23 protein-coding genes are annotated in these 21,638 nt (G+C 52.9%); 19 read left to right on the top strand and 4 right to left on the bottom strand.

All coding sequences use genetic code 11. The annotated features are described in order from the left end of the window. Positions 1–49 precede the first annotated feature (49 nt). Positions 50–1,228: an MFS transporter gene (locus tag HWQ15_RS01080; protein ID WP_063149110.1), complete on the top strand. Its 1,179-nt coding sequence runs from the start codon at positions 50–52 to the stop codon at positions 1,226–1,228. Between the two features lie 84 nt (positions 1,229–1,312). Here the strand turns inward: HWQ15_RS01080 and flk are convergent, their stop codons facing one another. Beyond that, on the bottom strand, positions 1,313–2,317 hold the full coding sequence (gene flk / locus HWQ15_RS01075; protein ID WP_045621148.1) for a flagella biosynthesis regulator Flk: 1,005 nt from the start codon (positions 2,315–2,317) through the stop codon (positions 1,313–1,315). Between the two features lie 111 nt (positions 2,318–2,428). Here flk and pdxB point away from each other — a divergent pair, with 111 nt between their 5' ends. From pdxB to hisP, 15 genes are all read left to right on the top strand, one after another. Continuing rightward, positions 2,429–3,565 (top strand): 4-phosphoerythronate dehydrogenase PdxB, encoded by a 1,137-nt coding sequence (gene pdxB, locus HWQ15_RS01070; protein ID WP_063149109.1) that lies wholly within the window; start codon positions 2,429–2,431, stop codon positions 3,563–3,565. 67 nt (positions 3,566–3,632) lie between these two features. Then, positions 3,633–4,646 (top strand): aspartate-semialdehyde dehydrogenase, encoded by a 1,014-nt coding sequence (locus HWQ15_RS01065; RefSeq protein ID WP_032623846.1) that lies wholly within the window; start codon positions 3,633–3,635, stop codon positions 4,644–4,646. Next, positions 4,646–5,458: a tRNA pseudouridine(38-40) synthase TruA gene (truA, locus tag HWQ15_RS01060; RefSeq protein ID WP_001286071.1), complete on the top strand. Its 813-nt coding sequence runs from the start codon at positions 4,646–4,648 to the stop codon at positions 5,456–5,458. The genes HWQ15_RS01065 and truA overlap by 1 nt, the downstream gene beginning before the upstream one ends. Before the next feature lie 28 nt (positions 5,459–5,486). Further along, positions 5,487–6,146 carry a DedA family protein gene (locus HWQ15_RS01055; RefSeq protein ID WP_006811410.1) on the top strand — a complete coding sequence of 220 codons (660 nt, stop codon included), beginning with the start codon at positions 5,487–5,489 and terminating at the stop codon, positions 6,144–6,146. Positions 6,147–6,300: 154 nt separating this feature from the next. Beyond that, positions 6,301–7,206, top strand: coding sequence for an acetyl-CoA carboxylase, carboxyltransferase subunit beta (gene accD / locus HWQ15_RS01050; protein WP_022648854.1), 906 nt, complete (start codon positions 6,301–6,303; stop codon positions 7,204–7,206). A 70-nt stretch (positions 7,207–7,276) separates the two neighbouring features. Next, positions 7,277–8,545: a bifunctional tetrahydrofolate synthase/dihydrofolate synthase gene (gene folC, locus HWQ15_RS01045; RefSeq protein ID WP_063146677.1), complete on the top strand. Its 1,269-nt coding sequence runs from the start codon at positions 7,277–7,279 to the stop codon at positions 8,543–8,545. Beyond that, on the top strand, positions 8,535–9,221 hold the full coding sequence (dedD, locus tag HWQ15_RS01040; RefSeq protein ID WP_023300639.1) for a cell division protein DedD: 687 nt from the start codon (positions 8,535–8,537) through the stop codon (positions 9,219–9,221). Before folC ends, dedD begins: the two co-directional genes overlap by 11 nt. Before the next feature lie 253 nt (positions 9,222–9,474). Continuing rightward, the gene (cvpA, locus tag HWQ15_RS01035; protein WP_000262116.1) at positions 9,475–9,963 is read left to right on the top strand and encodes a colicin V production protein; all 489 of its coding nucleotides are present in this window, start codon (positions 9,475–9,477) and stop codon (positions 9,961–9,963) included. 33 nt (positions 9,964–9,996) lie between these two features. Beyond that, the gene (gene purF / locus HWQ15_RS01030) at positions 9,997–11,514 is read left to right on the top strand and encodes an amidophosphoribosyltransferase (protein ID WP_008502595.1); all 1,518 of its coding nucleotides are present in this window, start codon (positions 9,997–9,999) and stop codon (positions 11,512–11,514) included. Between the two features lie 89 nt (positions 11,515–11,603). Then, positions 11,604–12,173 (top strand): UbiX family flavin prenyltransferase, encoded by a 570-nt coding sequence (locus HWQ15_RS01025; RefSeq protein WP_063149108.1) that lies wholly within the window; start codon positions 11,604–11,606, stop codon positions 12,171–12,173. 290 nt (positions 12,174–12,463) lie between these two features. Beyond that, entirely contained in the window at positions 12,464–13,246 is a 783-nt protein-coding gene (argT, locus tag HWQ15_RS01020; protein ID WP_063215890.1) for a lysine/arginine/ornithine ABC transporter substrate-binding protein ArgT, read from the top strand. A gap of 224 nt (positions 13,247–13,470) precedes the next feature. After that, positions 13,471–14,253 (top strand): histidine ABC transporter substrate-binding protein HisJ, encoded by a 783-nt coding sequence (hisJ, locus tag HWQ15_RS01015; protein ID WP_003861421.1) that lies wholly within the window; start codon positions 13,471–13,473, stop codon positions 14,251–14,253. Between the two features lie 88 nt (positions 14,254–14,341). Further along, positions 14,342–15,028: a histidine ABC transporter permease HisQ gene (locus HWQ15_RS01010; protein ID WP_006811404.1), complete on the top strand. Its 687-nt coding sequence runs from the start codon at positions 14,342–14,344 to the stop codon at positions 15,026–15,028. Further along, complete coding sequence (locus HWQ15_RS01005; protein WP_003861424.1) at positions 15,025–15,738, top strand: ABC transporter permease; 714 nt, start codon at positions 15,025–15,027, stop codon at positions 15,736–15,738. The genes HWQ15_RS01010 and HWQ15_RS01005 overlap by 4 nt, the downstream gene beginning before the upstream one ends. Positions 15,739–15,747: 9 nt before the next feature. Further along, positions 15,748–16,521, top strand: a complete 774-nt coding sequence (hisP, locus tag HWQ15_RS01000; RefSeq protein WP_003861426.1) for a histidine ABC transporter ATP-binding protein HisP — start codon at positions 15,748–15,750, stop codon at positions 16,519–16,521. 140 nt (positions 16,522–16,661) lie between these two features. Here the strand turns inward: hisP and HWQ15_RS00995 are convergent, their stop codons facing one another. Together HWQ15_RS00995 and HWQ15_RS00990 are read right to left on the bottom strand one after the other, a co-directional pair. Then, the gene (locus HWQ15_RS00995) at positions 16,662–17,171 is read right to left on the bottom strand and encodes a GNAT family N-acetyltransferase (RefSeq protein ID WP_022648847.1); all 510 of its coding nucleotides are present in this window, start codon (positions 17,169–17,171) and stop codon (positions 16,662–16,664) included. 83 nt (positions 17,172–17,254) lie between these two features. Continuing rightward, positions 17,255–17,515, bottom strand: coding sequence for a helix-turn-helix transcriptional regulator (locus HWQ15_RS00990; protein ID WP_022648846.1), 261 nt, complete (start codon positions 17,513–17,515; stop codon positions 17,255–17,257). 122 nt (positions 17,516–17,637) lie between these two features. Between HWQ15_RS00990 and HWQ15_RS00985 the strand changes: the two genes are divergently transcribed. Genes HWQ15_RS00985 through HWQ15_RS00975 form a run of 3 tightly spaced genes read left to right on the top strand, consistent with a single transcriptional unit; the run spans position 17,638 to position 20,684 of the window. Then, positions 17,638–17,883, top strand: coding sequence for a helix-turn-helix transcriptional regulator (locus HWQ15_RS00985; RefSeq protein ID WP_022648845.1), 246 nt, complete (start codon positions 17,638–17,640; stop codon positions 17,881–17,883). Between the two features lie 21 nt (positions 17,884–17,904). Next, on the top strand, positions 17,905–20,184 hold the full coding sequence (locus HWQ15_RS00980; RefSeq protein WP_139154048.1) for an ATP-binding protein: 2,280 nt from the start codon (positions 17,905–17,907) through the stop codon (positions 20,182–20,184). A gap of 5 nt (positions 20,185–20,189) precedes the next feature. Continuing rightward, complete coding sequence (locus HWQ15_RS00975) at positions 20,190–20,684, top strand: hypothetical protein (protein WP_139153367.1); 495 nt, start codon at positions 20,190–20,192, stop codon at positions 20,682–20,684. A gap of 61 nt (positions 20,685–20,745) precedes the next feature. Here the strand turns inward: HWQ15_RS00975 and HWQ15_RS00970 are convergent, their stop codons facing one another. Beyond that, complete coding sequence (locus HWQ15_RS00970) at positions 20,746–21,636, bottom strand: TIGR01777 family oxidoreductase (RefSeq protein WP_063149105.1); 891 nt, start codon at positions 21,634–21,636, stop codon at positions 20,746–20,748. Positions 21,637–21,638: the final 2 nt, after the last annotated feature.

The following is a 21,638-nucleotide window of genomic DNA, read 5'->3' as shown; positions in this document are numbered from 1 at the left end:
AAGGGAGCCACGCGGCTCCCTTTTTTTATGCCTGAACACGGAGTTATGCATGACGGCTGTTACCCCTGAGAAGAGCGCTCCTTCCGGGAACCTTTCCCTTTTCCGCATCGCCTTTGCGGTGTTTCTGACCTACATGACCGTTGGTCTGCCGCTGCCGGTGATCCCCTTGTTCGTTCACCAGGAGCTGGGCTATGGCAACACCATGGTCGGTATTGCGGTGGGCATTCAGTTTTTAGCGACGGTATTAACCCGGGGCTACGCCGGTCGCCTCGCGGATCAGCACGGCGCAAAACGCTCGGCGTTGCAGGGCATGTTTGCCTGCGGGCTGGCGGGGGGAGCCTGGCTGCTGGCGGCGCTGTTGCCGATAGATGCAGCGTATAAATTCGCGCTGCTGGTGGCAGGGCGCCTGATCCTCGGCTTTGGCGAAAGCCAGCTGCTGACCGGCACCCTGACCTGGGGAATGGGGCTGGTGGGACCTGCGCGTTCCGGAAAAGTGATGTCCTGGAACGGGATGGCGATTTACGGCGCGCTGGCGGCAGGCGCACCACTGGGGCTGCTGATCCACAGCCAGTTTGGTTTTGCGGTGCTGGCAGGCACCACCATGGTATTACCGCTGCTGGCGTGGGCGTTTAACGGTTCGGTGCGCAAGGTGCCCGCCCATAAAGGCGAGCGTCCTTCGCTGTGGAGCGTGGTGGGGCAAATCTGGCAACCGGGGCTTGGGCTGGCGCTTCAGGGAGTGGGCTTTGCGGTTATCGGTACCTTTGTCTCCCTCTATTTCATGAGCCGCGGCTGGGCGATGGCGGGCTTTACGCTGACGGCCTTTGGCGGCGCGTTTGTATTTATGCGCGTGCTGTTTGGCTGGATGCCGGATCGCTTTGGCGGCGTGAAGGTGGCGGTGGCGTCACTGGTCATTGAGACCGTGGGTCTGGTACTGCTCTGGCAGGCGCCGTCCGCATCCGTTGCGCTGCTGGGTGCGGCGTTAACCGGCTGCGGCTGCTCGCTGATCTTCCCGGCGCTGGGCGTTGAAGTGGTGAAGCGCGTGGCTCCGCAGGTGCGCGGCACGGCGCTGGGCGGCTATGCGGCGTTTCAGGATATCTCTTACGGCATCACCGGGCCGCTGGCGGGGCTGCTTGCAACGTCGTTTGGCTATCCTTCCGTATTTCTCGCCGGTGCGGTGTCAGCGGTAGTGGGGATTGTGGTGACGCTGGTGGCGTTTCGCAGGTCGTAGTTTTTGCCCGGTGGCGCTCCGCTTACCGGGCCTACAACCGCGCGAACCGTAGGCCGGGTAAGGCGTAGCCGCCACCCGGCAGTTTTAAGCAACCAGCCAGAAAATCGCCAGCGCAATCAGCAACGCGATAAACATCAATCCCGGACGGGCAGAAAGCGTCTTGAACGTGTCAACAACGGGGGCAAACAGCGGGTTGTAGATCGGCTGAATGTTTCTTACCTCCGGCACGCCGCCTTCCCGCTCGGCGCGGCGAACGAAGATCTGATTCAGTAAATCCTGTACCTGCGCGGTGGTCAGCACGGTTTGCGGTGTCGCCTGCCAGCTCTGCTGGGCGTAATCCCGGATCATATCGAACTCGTGCGGTTCCAGCGGTTGTTTCAGTGCCGCCTGTACGCTGTGCAGGGTCGGAGCGCTCTGGGTGCTGAGCGTCTGACGCGCCTGGAGCCAGGTGACCAGATGGGTAAACTGTTTTGCCGGGATCATTTCGCCCGCTTTCACACCGGAAAGTTCCAGCATGGATTGCCAGATAAGCTTTGTCGGTTCGCCGGTGGCGGCAGCCAGCTTAGTGACCATCTGCTTGAGCGTATTATGCTCCGCAGGCTGTAATGGCCGCTCTGTAGACGGGCGCTGTTGCGGCTGCGGGATAGAAAGCTGATTGCTTTGCAGCAGGGTCAACACGGTTTTCAGCTGTTCCGGCGAAAGCTGGCTCAGGGCGGTATGACCGTACTGTTGACGGATAAAATCACTCACCGCCTGACGATTATTCCCCTGGCCCAACAGCTCGGTCAGCTGCGAGATAATCTGGCGGGTAGTATGTTGCTGCTGTGCGCTGGTAAGACGCTGGTTCAGGTTTTGTTCGGCGGCAGGGAAATGGCGCGACTGTAGCGGCGCATCGTTTCTGACGCCCAAATCGTGCTTAACGCCGGCCCATACCTCTGCGTTTTGCTGTGAGGTCAACGCAATAAGACGCGTGATAAGACGCTCCAGTACGGTGCGTTGCTGCGTGGAGAGCGGTTGTTCGCCTGGCGTGTTGGGCGTTACGGGGCCTTCACCCGGAGGGCGCGGAGGCGTACCTGAAATGGGCTGCATCGTCAAAAATCCTTAAAGTCAAACTCTGCGTAACCGGGCGGAGATATATGCCCGGCGGCGAGATTATGGCACACTTGGCAGGTTTACTTCCTCTCAAACAGGTACTCAGACGTGAAAATCCTCGTTGATGAAAATATGCCTTACGCCCGTGAGCTGTTCAGCCGCCTGGGTGAGGTTAAGGCTGTCCCTGGTCGCCCGATTCCGGTCAGCGAACTGGACGATGCAGACGCCCTGATGGTGCGCTCGGTGACCAAAGTAAATGAGGCGCTGCTCACCGGCAAAGGGGTTAAATTTGTCGGGACGGCAACGGCCGGGACCGATCATGTGGATGACCAGTGGCTTAAGCAGGCGGGGATTGGTTTTTCCGCGGCACCAGGCTGTAACGCCATTGCCGTCGTGGAATATGTATTCTCCTCGCTATTGATGCTGGCCGAGCGCGATGGTTTTGCGCTGAAAGACCGCACCGTCGGGATTGTGGGTGTGGGCAACGTGGGCGGACGTCTGCAAAAGCGTCTGGAAGCCTGGGGCATCCGCACTCTGCTGTGCGATCCGCCGCGTAAGGATAACGGCGATGAGGGCGATTTCCGCACGCTGGATGAGCTGGTCGACGAGTGCGACGTCATCACCTTCCATACGCCGCTCTTTAAAGAAGGGCCGTACAAGACTCTGCACCTGGCCGACGAAAAGCTGATCCGCCGTCTGAAGGCTGGCACTATTCTGATAAATGCCTGCCGGGGACCGGTGGTGGATAACGCGGCGCTGCTGACATGTCTCGACGAGGGTCAAGATCTTAGCGTCGTACTGGACGTCTGGGAGCCAGAGCCGGATCTCAACGTCGCATTGCTGAATAAGGTGGACGTGGGTACCGCGCATATCGCGGGTTATACCCTTGAAGGCAAAGCGCGTGGCACAACCCAGGTGTTTGAGACTTACAGCGCCTTTATCGGCCATCCGCAGCAGGTAGCGCTGGATACGCTGCTGCCCGCCCCGGAATTTGGTCGCATTACCCTTCATGGACCGCTGGATGAGGCAACGCTGAAAAGACTGGTGCATTTGGTGTATGATGTGCGCCGCGATGACGCGCTGCTGCGTAAAGTGGCGGGTATTCCGGGTGAGTTTGACAAGCTGCGCAAAAATTACCTTGAGCGCCGCGAGTGGTCCTCCCTGTATGTGATGTGCGATGACGCCCCCGCGGCGGCGCTGTTGCATCAGCTGGGATTTAACGCCGTTCACCACCCGGCACGTTAATGTCTTCTTAATGCTCCCTGTCGGATATTCCGGCAGGGACGCTTTTTTATTTCTGGAGTAAACCACCATGTCTGAAGGCTGGAACATTGCCATTTTGGGTGCCACTGGCGCCGTGGGCGAAGCCCTGCTTGAAACCCTTGCTGAGCGTCAGTTCCCGGTGGGCGACATTTACGCGCTGGCGCGTACCGACAGCGCAGGAGAACATCTGCGTTTCGGCGGGAAATCCGTGATGGTGCAGGATGCCGCCGCGTTTGACTGGACACAGGCTCAGCTGGCGTTTTTTGCCGCAGGTGCGGAAGCCACGGCATCCTACATTGAAGAAGCGACCAATTCAGGCTGTCTGGTGATCGACCTGAGCGGTCTGTTCTCCCTGGAGCCGGATGTGCCGTTGGTGGTGCCGGACGTCAACCCGTTTGTGCTGGCTGACTACCGCAACCGCAATATCATTGCAGTACCGCACAGCCTCACCAGCCAGCTGCTGACCGCGCTGAAGCCGCTGATCGACGACGGTGGCCTGTCGCGTATTTCCGTGACCAGCCTGCTGTCAGCCTCCGCTAACGGCAAAAAAGCCGTAGACGCACTGGCAGGGCAGAGCGCGAAGCTGCTGAACGGTATCCCGATCGACGAAGATGATTTCTTTGGCCGCCAGCTGGCGTTCAACATGCTGCCGCTGCTGCCGGATCGTGAAGGTTCGGTGCGGGAAGAGCGTCGTATCGTCGATGAAGCACGCAAAATTCTGCAGGATGACGGTCTGATGATCTCCGCGAACGTCGTGCAGTCTCCGGTCTTTTACGGCCACGCGCAGATGGTCGGGTTTGAAGCCCTGCGTCCGCTGGCGGCTGAAGAAGCCCGCGACGCGTTTGGCCGCGGAGAGGACCTTGTCCTGTCCGAAGAGAGTGAATTCCCGACGCAGGTGGGCGACGCTACCGGCAGCGCGCATCTCTCTGTGGGCTGCGTGCGTAACGATTACGGTATGCCTGAGCAGGTGCAGTTCTGGTCCGTTGCCGACAACGTGCGTTTTGGCGGCGCGCTGATGGCGGTCAAAATCGCGGAAAAACTGGTGCAGGAGTATCTGTACTGATGTCAGATGTGGAACAAAAGCCGGTCCACAGAATTGCCCTCGGCATTGAATACGATGGCAGTAAATACTATGGCTGGCAGCGGCAGAATGAGGTGCGCAGCGTCCAGGAGAAGCTGGAGAAAGCGCTCTCTCAGGTGGCGAATGAACCGATAAGCGTCTTCTGTGCGGGCCGCACCGATGCCGGCGTTCACGGCACGGGGCAGGTGGTGCATTTTGACACCACCGCCGTGCGCAAAGACGCGGCCTGGACGCTGGGTGTAAATGCGAATTTGCCTGGTGACATTGCCGTGCGTTGGGTGAAAGCTGTGCCGGATGATTTTCACGCGCGTTTCAGCGCGACGGCGCGGCGCTACCGTTATGTCATCTACAACCAGCGCCTGCGCCCGGCGGTGTTAAGCCAGGGCGTGACGCATTTTTATGAACCGCTGGATGCAGAACGTATGCAGCGTGCGGCGCAGTGTCTGATTGGAGAGAATGATTTTACGTCGTTTCGTGCGGTGCAGTGTCAGTCCCGTACGCCGTGGCGTAACGTCATGCACATTAACGTCAGTCGTTATGGCGCGTATGTGGTGGTGGATATCAAAGCCAATGCCTTTGTACATCATATGGTGCGGAATATTGTAGGCAGCCTGATGGAAGTGGGCGCCGGACACCAGCCGGAGAGCTGGATTGCAGAACTGCTGGCAGCGAAGGACAGAACGCTTGCGGCAGCAACGGCGAAAGCGGAAGGTCTGTATCTGGTTTCGGTGGATTATCCGGACCGGTTCGACCTGCCAAAACCGCCAATGGGCCCGCTGTTTTTAGCGGACTAAACAAAGGCGCAATTAGGGCTTAGACAATATGGACGTAATACGTTTTCTGATTGATTTCATCCTGCACATTGATGTTCACCTGGCGGAGCTGGTCGCGCAGTACGGCGTCTGGGTATACGCCATTCTGTTCCTCATTCTGTTCTGTGAAACCGGCCTTGTGGTTACGCCGTTCCTGCCGGGAGATTCACTGCTGTTCGTGGCGGGCGCGTTATCCGCACTGCCAACGAATGACCTGAATGTCCACCTGATGGTCGTCCTGATGATCATCGCCGCGATTATTGGTGATGCGGTCAACTACACTATCGGGCGGGTGTTTGGCGAGCGGTTGTTCAGTAATCCGGACTCGAAGATTTTCCGCCGCAGTTATTTAGATAAGACCCATGCGTTCTATGAGCGCCATGGCGGTAAAACCATTATCCTTGCCCGTTTTGTGCCTATTGTGCGCACATTTGCACCGTTTGTGGCGGGAATGGGTCACATGTCCTATCGTCATTTTGCCATGTACAACGTGGTGGGCGCGCTGCTGTGGGTACTGCTGTTTACCTATGCGGGCTACCTGTTTGGCGATCTGCCGGTGGTTCAGGAAAACCTTAAGTTACTGATTGTAGCGATTATTGTGCTTTCCGTTCTGCCGGGTGTGATCGAAATTATTCGTCACAAACGCGCGGCGGCAAAACAAGCGAAGTAAATGCACGCTGGCGGTTCGACCACTTTTTTATCCAAAGTTTCGGGCTGTTATGTTTTAATGTGCAACATTCATGGTCTGTTGGAGGCAAAAATGGCATTATTCGCCTCTTACAGCAAAACTGGCATACGACCAGGTTCAGGCAGAAAGGTTATCAATGAGCTGGATTGAACGAATTAAAAGCAACATTACCCCAACGCGTAAAGCGAGCATTCCTGAAGGGGTATGGACGAAGTGTGATAGCTGCGGCCAGGTTCTGTATCGCGCAGAGCTGGAACGCAATCTTGAGGTGTGTCCGAAGTGTGACCACCATATGCGTATGTCGGCGCGCAACCGCCTGCATAGCCTGCTGGACGAAGGTTCTCTGGTAGAACTGGGCAGCGAACTGGAGCCAAAAGATGTGCTTAAGTTCCGCGACTCCAAAAAATACAAAGATCGTCTGGCCTCTGCACAGAAAGAGACCGGCGAGAAAGACGCGCTGATCGTCATGAAAGGCACCCTGCATGAGATGCCGGTGGTTGCCGCCGCGTTTGAGTTCGCCTTTATGGGCGGCTCAATGGGCTCTGTGGTTGGTGCGCGTTTCGTGCGTGCCGTTGAGCAGGCGCTGGAAGACAACTGCCCGCTGATCTGCTTCTCTGCCTCCGGTGGCGCACGAATGCAGGAAGCGCTGATGTCCCTGATGCAGATGGCGAAAACCTCTGCCGCGCTGGCGAAAATGCAGGAGCGCGGTCTGCCGTACATCTCGGTACTGACCGACCCAACCATGGGCGGCGTTTCTGCAAGCTTCGCGATGCTGGGCGACCTGAACATCGCTGAGCCAAAAGCGCTGATCGGCTTTGCCGGTCCTCGCGTTATCGAGCAGACCGTACGTGAGAAACTGCCGCCGGGCTTCCAGCGCAGTGAGTTCCTCATTGAGAAGGGTGCTATCGACATGATCGTCCGCCGCCCGGAGATGCGCCTCAAACTGGCAAGCGTCCTGGCGAAGCTGATGAATCTGCCGTCGCCGAGCCCGGACGAGCCGCGCGAAGGCGTGGTGGTACCGGATCAGGAACCCGAGGCCTGATAACTGAAAAGGGCAGGGCCAAATGGCGCTGCCCTTTTGCTTTCTAAACCGTTAATGACAACCGGGCATCATGGAAAATAAAAGCATTCCTCAAGCCACGTCGCCCCTGGCCGCGTGGCTTTCTTATCTGGAAAACCTGCACAGTAAAACTATCGACATGGGCCTTGAGCGCGTAAGCCAGGTTGCCGCGCGCCTTGACGTGCTGAAACCTGCGCCTTTCGTGTTTACCGTGGCTGGCACTAACGGTAAAGGCACCACCTGCCGCACGCTGGAATCTGTCCTGATGGCAGCCGGTTATAAGGTAGGCGTTTACAGCTCGCCGCATCTGGTGCGCTACACCGAGCGCGTGCGGGTGCAAAACACCGAGCTGGCCGAATCGGCCCATACGGCGTCGTTTGCCGCTATCGAAGCCGCGCGCGGCGATACCTCATTAACCTATTTCGAATACGGCACCCTGTCGGCGCTGTGGCTGTTTAAGCAGGCGCAGCTGGACGTGGTGATCCTGGAAGTGGGGCTGGGCGGGCGTCTGGATGCCACCAATATGGTAGATGCGGATGTCGCCGTCGTCACCAGCATCGCGCTGGATCACACCGACTGGCTGGGGCCCGACCGCGAAAGCATTGGCCGTGAGAAGGCCGGTATTTTCCGGGCCAATAAGCCTGCCGTGGTTGGCGAACCGGACATGCCGCATACCATCGCTGAAGTGGCGAAAGAGAAGGGGGCTCGACTGCTGCGTCGCGGCGTGGACTGGCAGTATGAGGTGCAGGACAACGGCTGGCGCTTTAGCGACGCACAGGGCGTACTGGAGAATCTGCCGCTGCCGCAGGTGCCACAGCCTAACGCGGCGACTGCGCTGGCAGCCCTGCGCGCCAGCGGATTAGCGGTAAGCGAGCAGGCAATCCGCGATGGCATTCAGAACGCACTGTTACCGGGACGTTTTCAGATTGTGAGTGAGTCACCGCGTCTGATTCTGGATGTTGCACATAACCCGCATGCGGCGGCGTACCTCGCAGGACGTCTCAAATCGTTACCAAAAACCGGGCGCGTGCTGGCGGTTATCGGTATGCTTCATGATAAAGATATCGGCGGCACGCTGGCCTGCATGGAGAGTGTGGTCGATAGCTGGTATTGTGCTCCTCTGGAAGGGCCGCGCGGCGCGACTGCTGAGCAGTTGATGGAACATCTCGGCAAAGGCGAAATCTACAGCAGTGTGGTTTCGGCCTGGCGTGCCGCGATGGCGGAGGCTAAACCAGAAGATACCGTGCTGGTGTGTGGGTCATTCCACACGGTGGCACATGTCATGGAAGTGATGGACGCGGGGAGAACCGGTGGCGAGTAAGTTTCAGAACCGTTTAACAGGAACCATTGTGCTGGTCGCGCTCGGGGTGATTATTCTCCCGGGATTGCTCGACGGGCAGAAAAAGCATTACCAGGATGAATTTGCGGCCATTCCGCTGGTACCCAAACCGGGCGATCGCGACGAGCCCGATATGCTGCCAGCGGCAACGCAGGCGCTGCCAGCCCAGCCGCCTGAAGGCGCAGCGGAAGAGGTGCGCGCAGGTGATGCAGCCGCGCCGTCTCTTGACCCGTCGCGTCTGGCGACGAACAATAACATCGAGATTGATCCGGTGCCGGTAGAACAGCCTAAGCCTGTTGAGAAGCCGAAACCGGTGGAGAAGCCGCAGCCGAAACCGCAGCGGGATAAAGCTGCCGAGCAACTGGCAGCCGCTTCAGAAACGCCACCGCCGGCGAAACAGGACGCGGCCCCTACCGGCAAAGCCTATGTCGTTCAGCTCGGTGCATTGAAAAATGCAGATAAGGTCAATGAGATTGTGAGTAAACTGCGCGGCGCGGGATACCGTGTTTATACTTCACCCACCACGCCGGTACAGGGTAAAATTACCCGTATCCTCGTGGGGCCGGATGCGTCTAAAGATAAGCTCAAAGGTTCGCTTGGCGAGCTGAAGCAAATCTCCGGCCTGAGCGGTGTGGTGATGAACTACAGCGCAAACTGATAAGGCTCCCCTCACCCCGGCCCTCTCCCCAAAGGGGAGAGGGTGCAAATAATTCCCTCTCCCCTTTGGGGAGAGGGTTAGGGTGAGGGGGAGAAAGCAGACGTCCACAGAGACGTCAGGCGGAGGGGCGTTGAGCATTTTTTCAGCGCCTTTTTTATTTACGCGTGGGAAGGAAATCCCTACGCAAACGTTTTCTTTTTCTGTTAGAATTCGCCCCGAACTGGATGACAGGGCGTTTAATCGTGGGACACATATGGTCTGGATTGATTACGCCATCATTGCGGTGATTGGTTTTTCCTGTCTGGTTAGCCTGATCCGTGGCTTTGTTCGTGAAGCGTTATCGCTGGTAACCTGGGGTTGTGCTTTCTTTGTTGCCAGTCATTACTACACTTACCTGTCTGTCTGGTTCACGGGCTTTGAAGATGAACTGGTCCGAAACGGAATCGCCATCGCGGTGCTGTTTATCGCGACGCTGATTGTCGGCGCTATCGTCAATTACGTGATAGGTCAGTTGGTCGAGAAAACCGGTCTGTCAGGAACGGACAGGGTGCTCGGCATCTGTTTCGGCGCGTTGCGAGGCGTGCTCATTGTGGCCGCGATCCTGTTCTTCCTGGATACCTTTACCGGGTTCTCCAAAAGTGAAGACTGGCAAAAATCGCAGCTCATTCCGGAGTTCAGCTTCATCATCAGATGGTTCTTTGACTATCTGCAAAGCTCGTCGAGTTTCTTGCCCAGGGCATAAACCCTGAGATGTGGCTTAACGAGGAAAAGACGAATGTGCGGTATTGTCGGTATCGCCGGTTTCATGCCGGTAAACCAGTCGATTTATGACGCGTTAACGGTGCTTCAGCACCGTGGGCAGGATGCTGCGGGTATCATCACCATTGATGCAAACAACTGCTTCCGTTTACGCAAGGCGAACGGCCTGGTAAACGATGTGTTTGAAGCCCGCCATATGCAGCGTCTGCAAGGTAATATGGGGATCGGTCACGTTCGTTATCCTACTGCTGGTAGTTCCAGCGCCTCTGAGGCTCAGCCTTTTTACGTTAACTCCCCGTATGGCATCACGCTTGCCCACAATGGCAATCTGACCAATGCCCACGAGCTGCGTAAAAAGCTGTTTGAAGAGAAACGTCGCCACATTAACACCACGTCTGATTCTGAAATCCTGCTCAATATCTTTGCCAGCGAGCTGGATAACTTCCGCCATTATCCGCTGGAAGCAGACAACATTTTTGCCGCCGTTGCCGCGACTAATCGCCAGATCCGTGGCGCGTACGCTTGCGTGGCGATGATTATCGGTCACGGCATGGTGGCCTTCCGCGATCCAAATGGCATTCGCCCGCTGGTGCTCGGCAAACGTGACCTCGGCGATGGCCGTTCCGAGTACATGGTTGCCTCCGAAAGCGTGGCGCTGGACACGCTGGGCTTCGAATTCCTGCGTGATGTCGCGCCAGGCGAAGCGGTCTACATCACCGAGAAGGGCCAGCTGTTTACCCGCCAGTGCGCCGACAATCCGGTGAGCAACCCGTGCCTGTTCGAATACGTTTACTTCGCGCGTCCGGACTCGTTCATCGACAAAATTTCCGTTTACAGCGCGCGCGTCAACATGGGGACGAAGCTGGGCGAGAAGATTGCCCGCGAGTGGGACGATCTCGACATCGACGTCGTGATCCCAATCCCTGAAACCTCCTGTGATATCGCGCTGGAAATTGCCCGTATTCTGGACAAGCCGTACCGTCAGGGCTTCGTGAAAAACCGCTACGTTGGCCGCACCTTTATCATGCCGGGCCAGCAGCTGCGTCGTAAGTCCGTACGTCGTAAGCTAAACGCTAACCGTGCCGAGTTCCGCGACAAGAATGTGCTGCTGGTGGACGACTCCATTGTGCGCGGCACGACGTCTGAGCAGATCATCGAGATGGCGCGTGAGGCCGGGGCGAAGAAAGTATATCTCGCCTCCGCAGCGCCGGAAATTCGCTTCCCGAACGTGTATGGCATTGATATGCCAACCGCTAACGAGCTGATTGCTCACGGTCGTGAAGTAGACGAAATCCGCCAGATCATCGGTGCCGACGGCCTGATTTTCCAGGATCTGAACGATCTGATTGACGCGGTGCGCGCCGAGAACCCGGATATTCAGCAGTTCGAATGCTCGGTATTCAATGGGATCTACGTGACCAAAGACGTTGACCAGCAGTATCTCGACTATCTGGATTCGCTGCGTAACGACGATGCGAAAGCCGTCCAGCTGCAAAACGATCTCGAAAGCTTAGAGATGCACAACGAAGGTTGATGCGTATGCAGGTGAGGGCGTTCGCCCTCACTTGCAACTCCCCGTAAAATCCTGCACAGTCTGCCCTGAAATCAGCAAGGGCGAAAATCATGAAACGACTCATTGTAGGGATCAGCGGTGCCAGCGGCGCGATTTATGGCGTCCGGCTGTTACAGGTGCTGCGTGACGTTGCAGGCGTAGAAACCCATCTGGTGATGAGCCAGGCGGCGCGTCAGACCCTCTCTCTTGAAACCGATCTCTCTCTGCGCGACGTTCAGGCCCTGGCTGGCGTTGTCCACGATGCCCGCGACATCGCCGCCAGCATCTCTTCGGGCTCGTTCAAAACGGCCGGCATGGTTATTTTGCCCTGTTCGATTAAAACCCTCTCCGGCATTGTAAACAGCTATACCGACACGCTGGTGACGCGTGCGGCGGACGTGGTGCTGAAAGAGCGTCGTCCTCTGGTGCTCTGCGTGCGGGAAACGCCGCTGCACCTGGGACATCTGCGTTTAATGACGCAGGCAGCCGAACTGGGAGCTGTGATAATGCCGCCGGTCCCCGCGTTCTATCATCGTCCGCAAACGCTGGACGATGTCATCAACCAGACCGTTAACCGCGTGCTGGATCAGTTCGATATAGACCTGCCGGAAGATCTCTTTACCCGCTGGCAGGGGGCGTGAGGCTGTGCACAAACAAGGTGCATGAAATGACTGTTTGCCCTGTTTCAGGGCAAAACTGCAACCGCGATCATATCCTCGACATTTAATTCGCTTTTTCCCTTTTTCTCTTTCCGGTTCGTTCGGCAGACCTGCTATCTTTCACCATTAAGGCAGTATCGCAACGTTTTATTAACATATTTAACGTCGTAGTTTTAACCCGACGACAATGTGGCATAAGACCTGCAAGAGCAGCCTGCAACACAACACACAACATAAACCATAATAAAATCACGGTTCTTGAGGGTAAATGTATGAAGAAGACGGTTCTGGCTCTGTCTTTGCTCGTGGGCTTGAGTGCAGCAGCAAGTAGCTATGCAGCGCTACCACAGACAGTTCGTATCGGTACAGACGCAACCTACGCGCCATTCTCCTCCAAGGATGCGAAAGGCGACTTCGTGGGGTTTGATATCGATCTGGGAAATGAGATGTGCAAACGCATGGAAGTGAAATGCACATGGGTGGGCAGTGACTTTGACGCGCTGATCCCGTCGCTGAAAGCCAAGAAAATTGATGCCATTATCTCTTCTCTCTCCATCACGGAAAAACGTCAGCAGGAGATCGCCTTCTCAGAGAAGCTCTACGCTGCCGACTCACGTTTGATTGCCGCGAAAGGCTCGCCAATCCAGCCGACCATCGACTCGCTGAAAGGCAAACATGTTGGCGTGCTTCAGGGCTCGACCCAGGAAGGTTACGCCAATGCTAACTGGCGCGAGAAAGGCGTCGATGTGGTCGCTTACCAGAACCAGGATCTGATCTACTCTGACCTGGCGGCAGGCCGTCTGGATGCCGCGTTTCAGGATGAAGTCGCCGCGAGCGAAGGCTTCCTGAAACAGTCTGCGGGTAAAGAGTACGCCTTTGCCGGCCCGTCGGTAAAAGACAAAAAATACTTTGGCGACGGTACCGGTATTGGCCTGCGTAAGGATGATACCGAGCTGAAAGCCGCCTTCGACAAAGCGTTTAATGCGCTGCGTAAAGACGGTACCTACGACAAACTGGCGAAGAAATACTTCGATTTCAACGTCTACGGTGATTAATACCTGAATGAGATGCACTGATGTGGTGCATCTTTAGGGGGAGTGTTCCAGTATGGTGCAAGCAATGCACCATATTGGAACGCTTTGTGCATAGTTAAGCATTTTAAATGCAAAAATTCCCGTTCAGAGGCATTAATCTTTGCCTGAGTGAGGGGATTAATGGCACATTAACGGCACCCCGTGGTCGTAAAATCTCGTATTTAGACAGTTTGTTGAGGACAGATATGAAAAAACTGGTGTTGTCACTTTCTCTGGTACTGGCCTTTTCCAGCGCCACCGCAGCATTCGCAGCCATTCCGCAGAAAATTCGTATTGGGACTGACCCAACCTACGCGCCTTTCGAATCGAAAAATGCGAAGGGGGAACTGGTCGGTTTTGACATCGATCTGGCTAACGAGCTGTGCAAACGCATTAAAGCGCAATGTACCTACGTTGAAAACCCGCTGGACGCGCTAATCCCGTCCCTGAAAGCGAAAAAAATTGACGTGATCATGTCCTCCCTGTCTATCACCGAAAAACGTCAGCAGGAGATTGCCTTCACGGACAAACTCTACGCGGCTGACTCACGTCTGGTGGTGGCGAAATCCTCTGACATTCAGCCAACCCTTGAATCTCTGAAGGGCAAACGCGTGGGCGTGTTGCAGGGTACGACGCAGGAAACCTACGGTAACGAGCACTGGGCGCCAAAGGGGATTGAAATTGTCTCTTACCAGGGTCAGGAAAACATCTACGCAGACCTGACGGCAGGCCGTATTGACGCGGCATTCCAGGATGAAGTGGCGGCAAGCGAAGGCTTCCTGAAACAGCCTGTGGGTAAAGATTACAAGTTCGGCGGTCCGTCCATTAAGGACGAAAAACTCTTTGGCGTTGGCACCGGTATGGGCCTGCGGAAAGAAGACAACGAACTGCGTGAAGCCCTGAACAAAGCGTTCGCCGAGATGCGCGCGGACGGCACCTACGACAAGCTGGCGAAAAAGTACTTCGATTTTAATGTTTACGGCGGCTAATCGCCCCGTCTGATAACGTGCGGCCCCTCCCGTTGCGGGAGGGGAAAAGACACGGTTCCACCACTCACGAGACGACAGGGCACGCGGTATGCTGTACGGATTTTCTGGCGTTATTTTACAGGGCGCGCTTGTCACCCTTGAGCTGGCTATCAGCTCCGTGGTGCTGGCGGTGCTGATAGGCTTGGCGGGCGCGGGGGCAAAGTTATCCGCCAACAGACCGCTGGCGCTGATATTTGAAGGCTATACCACGCTGATTCGCGGCGTGCCTGACCTGGTGCTGATGCTGCTGATCTTTTATGGCCTGCAAATCGCACTTAACGGCGTCACGGATGCCATCGGCATGGATCAGATCGATATCGACCCGATGGTGGCCGGTATTATTACCCTTGGTTTTATCTACGGTGCTTATTTCACTGAGACCTTTCGCGGCGCTTACATGGCCGTGCCGAAAGGGCACATTGAAGCGGCGACCGCCTACGGTTTTACCTCCTCACAAACGTTTCGCCGGATCATGTTCCCGGCCATGATGCGCTACGCGCTGCCGGGCATCGGTAACAACTGGCAGGTTATTCTCAAGGCAACGGCGCTGGTCTCCCTGCTGGGTCTGGAAGATGTGGTGAAGGCCACGCAGCTGGCGGGTAAAAGTACCTGGGAACCGTTCTATTTTGCGGTGGTCTGCGGCGTAATCTATCTGGTCTTTACGACCGTCTCCAATGGTGTGCTGCTTCTGCTCGAACGTCGCTACTCCGTGGGTGTGAAGAGGGCTGACCTGTGATTGAGATTATTCAGGAGTACTGGAAATCCCTGCTGTGGACGGATGGCTACCGCTTTACTGGCGTGGCGATCACGCTGTGGCTGCTGATCTCCTCGGTGGTCATGGGCGGCATTCTGGCGGTGTTTCTCGCCATTGGCCGCGTGTCGAACAATAAATTTATCCAGTTTCCGATCTGGCTGTTCACCTACGTGTTTCGCGGTACGCCGCTGTACGTGCAGCTGCTGGTGTTCTATTCCGGAATGTACACGCTGGAGATCGTGAAAGGCACCGAGATGCTGAACGCGTTCTTCCGCAGCGGTCTGAACTGTACGGTGCTGGCGCTGACTCTTAATACCTGCGCCTATACCACCGAAATCTTCGCCGGGGCCATTCGTTCCGTGCCGCACGGTGAGATTGAGGCGGCGCGCGCGTACGGCTTCTCCTCCGTGAAGCTCTATCGCTGTATTATTCTGCCTTCAGCGCTGCGCATTGCGCTGCCGGCGTACAGCAACGAAGTGATTTTAATGCTGCATTCGACGGCACTGGCGTTTACCGCCACGGTGCCGGATCTGTTAAAGATTGCCCGCGATATTAACTCTGCCACCTACCAGCCGTTTACGGCGTTTGGTATTGCGGCAGTGCTCTATTTGATCATTTCTTACGTCCTGATCAGCCTGTTCCGTAAGGCTGAAAAACGCTGGTTGCAGCATATAAAACCGTCGACGCACTGAGAATTTATGATGGCTGAGAACAAATTAAACGTAATTGATTTGCACAAGCGCTACGGCGAACATGAAGTGCTGAAAGGGGTGTCGCTGGAGGCTAACGCGGGCGACGTGATCAGTATTATCGGCTCATCAGGTTCGGGTAAAAGTACCTTCCTGCGCTGCATCAACTTCCTCGAAAAGCCGAGCGAAGGATCGATTGTGGTGAGCGGACAGAACATCAACATGGTCCGTGATAAAGACGGTCAGCTTAAAGTAGCGGATAAAAACCAGCTGCGCCTGCTGCGCACACGCCTGACCATGGTATTCCAGCACTTTAATCTCTGGAGCCACATGACGGTGCTGGAGAACGTGATGGAAGCGCCGGTTCAGGTGCTCGGCTTAAGCAAGCAGGAAGCCCGCGAGCGTGCGGTCAAATACCTGGCGAAAGTGGGTATCGACGAGCGGCAGCAGATCAAATATCCGGTGCACCTGTCAGGGGGACAGCAGCAGCGTGTTTCCATCGCCCGCGCGCTGGCGATGGAGCCGGAAGTATTGCTGTTTGACGAACCGACTTCCGCGCTGGATCCTGAACTCGTTGGCGAAGTGCTGCGCATCATGCAGAAGCTGGCGGAAGAGGGCAAAACGATGGTGGTGGTGACGCACGAGATGGGCTTTGCCCGTAACGTTTCTAACCACGTTATCTTCCTGCATCAGGGCAAGATTGAGGAGCAGGGGCATCCGGACGAGGTGCTGGCGAACCCGCAAAGCCCGCGTTTGCAGCAGTTCCTGAAAGGCTCGTTGAAGTAGGTTTGGCCTTTCTCCCTCTCCCTGTGGGAGAGGGCCGGGGTGAGGGCATCAGGCCGCAGAGCCGCCCAATTGCCCGGTGGCGCTTCGCTTTCCGGACCTACAAAAACCGTAGGCCGGGCAAACGCAGTGCCGCCCGGCATTCAGACCGCACCACACTCCAGCCGATACACCCAGTCGTCATACCGTACGCCGTCAATCTCATACGCCTTTTCCAGCACCTGCGTACGCACAAACCCCGCTTTCTCCAGTACCCGCACAGATCCGCCGTTGTCCGCCAGCACGTACGCGTTAATCGCTTTTACGCTGGTCTGGCTAAACGCATAGTCACATACCGCGCGCAGCGCCTCGCTGGCGATGCCTTTTCCCTGTGCGGCAGGCACAACCGTGTAGCCGATATCCGCCTCTTCACGGTTCTCAGGGCTGATTTGCAGGCCGATATCGCCCAGCGGCGTATCGTCATTCTGAAAACGAATCACGAAAACATGCTCCGCCATCAGACGTGCGGCAAACACGCGTCGGGTCTCTTTTTCGGGTGCAATAGCGGCCATATAGCGCATGATGTCGCGGTTTTCGCGCAGCGAGCGGAAGAACGCCCAGTCAGAGGGTTCGAAAGGGGTGAGGTGAAGCCGGGGAGTGGTGATGGTTGCCATTGTTACGCCATTCCGATGAAATTGGCTTATTACCTTAACACCGGAATGTAACTGGCGGACAGAATGGATTTTGGTGATGGAGGTTAGCGTTTGGTCCTCATTAACTGAGAACGATCAACATAGTTGCCATATTGATCGTAGTAGCGACTGGGCCAGATCGACGCCGCATCTTTTTCTAGTGCCTCCGCGATGATCTTTTCCCCCTTGGGCCACGGCCTGGAGAGCGCGTTTGCAAGAGTAGAAGAACTCAAACCAGCCTGGCGGGAAAGAGCTGCCAGTGAAAGTTTACGCTTATGGAGCATGGCGATGATATCCGCTGGGTGCATGTCCTGATCTCTATTCATATATTTTCCTTTATATATAATTTTGTTCAAATTGCAGACACAAATGCTAAGTAATACTTAGTTTAATTTCAATAACGGAATACCAGAATCATGACTCTACTTCCAGATTTTGAAGAGTTATCATGCTTCCCCATCGACTTAAAGCGGCTAGGCTGAAAGCCGGACTATCACAGCAAAAACTTGGGATCCTCGCGGGGATTGATGAAGCGACTGCTAGCGCACGTATGAACCAGTATGAAAAGGGGATCCACACGCCTGATTTCGTACTGGCGTGTAAATTGGCTGAGGTGCTGAATATCCCGGCTTGTTATTTTTATACTGTTGAGGATGATTTGGCTGAGTATATTTACACTTATCTTATTAAATAAATTTTAATTAGGAATCGAGTTATGAGAATAGAGCAGAGATTAAAGCAGCTTGCTGAAGGTAACCCTAATTACTCATTATTATGGGCGCAGTGGGAATTTGATAAAAAATTATTATCAAGAGCGCTTAATACAGTATCAAGAGATTTCCCTCATTACAGTTTACATGACGCATCACATTCATCCACAATAATTACACAAATAGAGAAAGTTATTTCTCCAAATATTTATAAATTGACCGCAACAGATTGTTGGTTGCTGTTAGAGTCTTGCTACTGGCATGATGCTGGTATGGTAATTACTAATGAAGAAAAAAAGGAACTCTTAAGAGATCCGTCATTTCATTTTTATCTTGAGGAGTTATCCCAAAATGAAAGTGAACTATCAAAACATGCAAAAGAAATATTACAACGTAAAAATGAAAATGATATCATAAAAGCACTTTCTATATCTAATTCTTTGACATTTGTTTTAGCTGATTATTTCAGGAAATTACACGCAGATAGATCTGGACACTTTGTAAAAGAACCATCAAAGATAAATGTATTTTCACCTAGAACTTCATTAATTCCACAAAGGCTGTTTAATTTTGTGGCGCAAATAGTTCAGTGCCATGGAAGAAATCCCGATGCCATTTTGGAGCTTGCAAAGTATAATGATGGAATGGATGCAGAAGATTATGCTCACCCTCGATATATAGCAGCTTTATTAAGAATAGGAGATCTATTGGATATTGATGATGGCAGGTTTTGCCCTACTTTATTAGCAAATATTGGGAATGTACCTGTTTCCTCTAAAAATCATCAAGAAAAACATGCATCAATAAAACACTTATTTATAAATAGCGAAGTAATTGAAATAAAAGCTGAGTGCGAACAATATGGAGCATATCACGCACAACAAGGTTGGTTTAATTATATACAAAATGAATTCGATTATCAGAAGAGGGTTTGGAATGAAATAGTTCCCGATAGTGATTTCAGGGCTTTGCCGACCATCGGTATACTTGAGTGTAGAATAAAAGACTATATAGCTATTGATGGCAAAGTACCAAAAATAACTTTAAATCCTAAACGAGTTTATGAATATATTACAGGCTCTCAGATATATAGTGAGAAATATCCTTTCGTTCGTGAATTGTTACAAAATTCTATTGATGCAACATATTATAAAGTTTGGGATGAGCTGATTTCTAATAGCAGTTTATCTCATGATGATGTAAAAGATCGAGAGTTTTTTATAAATGAATTAGAGAAATATAAAATAGAATTGTTAATTGAAGAATATGACAGTGAAGAAGGTGTGAAATTTAATAGTTTCATTATTAAAGATTTTGCCCTTGGCATGGATATTAATGATATAAGGAAGATTCTAGTAGTAGGATCGGAGTCAGTTGAATTAATAAAAAAATTAAATAGAACAATGCCAGATTGGGCAAAGCCGTCTGGATATTTCGGTATTGGCCTTCAGACAGTTTTTAAATTATGTGATGAGGTTGTAATTAAAACTAGGAAAAAGGAAAATCCTTGCTATGAAATAAAGGTTATAAATAATGCCGATAATGAATTCTTTGATATCTCAATAAAAGAATTGGATGATAGACGATTTGAAGGAACTGAAATCAAATCAATTTTTAAAAGCAAAAATGAGAATTTTATAAATTACAGAGGTCGCCGTATTGAAAACTATGAAGATCCATTGCTTTTAGAACAAAAAAACGATTTTTATCAAAATGTAATGCAGATGTTAACCTCAGATTTTAAAAAGTCCCATATTCCATTAATAATCAATAAAACTAAATTAGAAAGGAGAGTTGACGTTGAAAATAAAGAAGGTAATGTTTTTATGTCAGACTATTCTCTTGGTGCAGATTTTAGCATAAAAATAAACATGGAAGATTACATTTTTGCTAATCTAACCTTCAAATATAAAGGCGTTGAATTTGATACAAGTTTTAATGTTAAATGCTTGGTTGGCGAACTGGATATTTTCAAAAACAGTGCTGGATATTGGTTAACGATAGATAGAAAAAAAGGTCGAACAGACAGGCATAAAGAAATTGAAGAAATCATCACTTATATACTTGAGAATCATTCATCAAACTTGAGGGAAAATACTAAAGATGATAAGTTATCTGATTTTTATTTATATTCCGTGACTGGAAAGTCTATTAACTATGAATGGAAACAATATGAGATAAATGGGATAAAATTAGAGCAGTATATATCTGGTGAAAACGATCTGTTTGTTTATGAACACAAATATGGTTTTTATATAATACTAAATTTAATGACATTGATTTGAATGTCATGCAAATACTGTCTGGTATTTTCAAAAAAGAATCATTATCTCTAGTTGTTGAAGAATATTATGGCGATTTGCCATTTGATGAATCTGAAAGCTATGATGAAGATGATGGTATTGGTTTTATATTCAAATTTAAAAATGATGGGTTAAAAACTTTTACCTGTCCGTCAGCATTATTAAGAAAAGAAATTGAGTTGAATGTTTCTGAACCACCTACGAGAAGATTAATTCCGTGCTATAACGAATATTACAGCGACATATCTATTTGTGAGGGAGATATACCATTAAATATTAATGTTGGCTCATCTTTCAATCGTTGGGTTGATAAGTTCATGTTCACGCCAATGATTTCTTCACCTTCAAGTGAGTTTGATTTGGAACAGCAGTTATCTTTACTTTTAAATTTTTATATATCATTAAATATATTAAGTTGTACTGAGGATAGTTTCAAGGCTAAATATAAAGAGTGTTGGCTTGAGTTGGGGTTTATTAATTAACATTAAAAACGAAATAAGCCTCAGTTAATTTACTATTAGCATTGAGGCTTAAATGATATTATTAGACTACATCCCCCAGCGCCTCTTCTAAATCATACCAGCGGAAGGCAAACCCGGCCGCTTCCAGACGTTTTGGCAGCGCGCGCTGCCCGCCCAGCACCAGCACCGATGATTCTCCCATCAACAGCCGGATCGCCGTCGCAGGCACGCGTAAAATCGCCGGACGATGCAGGGCATGCCCCAGCGCGTGGGCAAACTGTTCATTACGCACCGGATAGGGCGCAACCATGTTAAACGGCCCGCGCAGATCGTTATCCAGCAGCCAGATAATGCCGTTCACCATATCGTCGATGTGGATCCACGCCAGATACTGACGCCCGTTGCCAATTGGCCCGCCGAGCCCCAGCTTGAAGGGAGGAAGCATTTTACCCAGAATGCCGCCTTTCGGCGCAAGTACCACGCCGGTACGCAGCAGGCAGACGCGGGTACGATCGCTCTGCGCCGCGCAGGCGATACGCTCCCACTGGGCGCAGAGTTTATGGGTAAATTCATTATGCGGCGGCTCCTCTTCGGTCACCACCACTTCGCCGAGATCGCCGTAATAGCCCGTCGCAGAGCCTGAAATGAGCACCGATGGCGGCGTATGGCTGTTGCGAATCAGCTCGACCAGCTTCTCGGTGATAGTCCAGCGGCTGCTGCACAACCGCTGCTTCTGCTCTTCGGTCCAGCGCCTGTCGGCAATGGGTTCACCCGCGAGGTTGATGACGGCGTCAAAGCCGTCCAGATTCTGCTGCTCAGCCAGACCTTTCCAGATGTCGACACCTGCCCCCAGCACCTGGCGCGCTTTCTCCGGGCTGCGCGTGACCACGGTAATGTCGTGATGCAACGCCTGCAAACGTGGAATGAGATGGCGACCAATCAGCCCCGTACCGCCGGTGAGCAGGATCTTCATAC

The organism is Enterobacter sp. DSM 30060 (assembly GCF_013375955.1).
Classification (GTDB): domain Bacteria; phylum Pseudomonadota; class Gammaproteobacteria; order Enterobacterales; family Enterobacteriaceae; genus Enterobacter; species Enterobacter intestinihominis.
The sequence above is the reverse complement of the archived record's forward strand: the minus strand, read 5'-3'. Positions and strand labels throughout refer to the sequence as shown.